At 76.5% G+C, this 1,027-nt stretch carries 1 protein-coding gene and 1 pseudogene; both read left to right on the top strand.

The features are described 5' to 3' along the window. Window positions 1-594: pseudogene (locus N869_RS18085) on the top strand (hypothetical protein); the annotation flags it as partial. Then, a partial coding sequence (locus N869_RS15365; protein ID WP_035063126.1) for a GTPase occupies window positions 594-1,027 on the top strand: 434 nt, incomplete at its 3' end. The pseudogene N869_RS18085 and the gene N869_RS15365, both read left to right, overlap by 1 nt.

Raw genomic sequence — 1,027 nt, 5'->3', positions numbered from 1 at the left:
GGCGGGCCGTTCACGGGGTGGACGGCCCGCCGGGGCCGTGCCCGCCGGGTCGAGGCGTTGGAGCAGGTCCGGCAGGAGCTGGTCCGTGCCACGGCGCTGGTGCTGACGGCGTGCCGGGCCCGGGCCGGGAGCAGTGTCGCCCGGGCGCTGCACGAGTGCGGTGAACCCGCTGCGGCGGGTGTGCTGGACCAGATGGCCGCGCAGGGGTCGGGTGCGCCGGACGCCCCGGACCCTTCTGCTGCGGCGTCGGCGTGGGTGGACCAGGTGGACGCGGACGTCCGCGACCGGCTCCAGGCCGAGGCGCCCCGGTACGTGGAGCGCTTGGCCCGAGGTGTGGGTCTCGACGGTGTCGCGACCCTGGTCCTGGCGGCGGCTGCGGGGCTGGGCGCTGCCGCGGTGGTCGTCGAGCGGGAGCTGGGGCACGTGACGGGGCGTGAGGCCGTCGACCGGGCTCGCGCCGACCTGGTCGACAGGGCCGCCGCCCAGGCAAGGGCCGGGGGTTCACCCGCGCGCCAGGCGCTGGCCTCACCGCACCTGGCCGACGACGCGGCCGCGGGCCTGCGTCTGCGTTCGGCCGTCCTGAAGGGAGTCTGATGACCGTGCCGACCACGGGTCCGCGTACCGCGGCGATCCTGCGCAGCGTCGAGGAGGTCGAGGGCGCCCTGGTACCCGCAGAGGCCGCCCTGCCGGGCCCGGTGCTGGTGACCGCCCGCGCGGCCCTGCGGGACGTCCGGGACCGTCTGCGCCTGGGGGTGGACCACACGGTGGTGGCCCTGGTGGGGGGCACCGGGTCGGGCAAGTCGAGCCTGTTCAACGCGCTGACGGGACTGGACTTCGCTGACGTGGGGGCGCGCCGGCCGACGACGTCGGCCCCGACCGCGTGCGTGTGGGCCCACGACGCCGAGGCGCTGCTGGACTGGTTGGAGGTCCCGTCCGAGCGGCGCATCGAGCGTGAGAGCGAGCTGGACGGTGAGTCCCAGGCGGACCTGCGGGGGCTGGTGCTGCTCGACCTGCCCGACCACGATTC

It is taken from the genome of Cellulomonas bogoriensis 69B4 = DSM 16987, from assembly GCF_000767165.1.
GTDB classification, from domain to species: Bacteria; Actinomycetota; Actinomycetes; order Actinomycetales; family Cellulomonadaceae; genus Actinotalea; species Actinotalea bogoriensis.
Note: the sequence above shows the minus strand (reverse complement) of the source record. Positions and strands in the feature narration are given on the sequence as shown.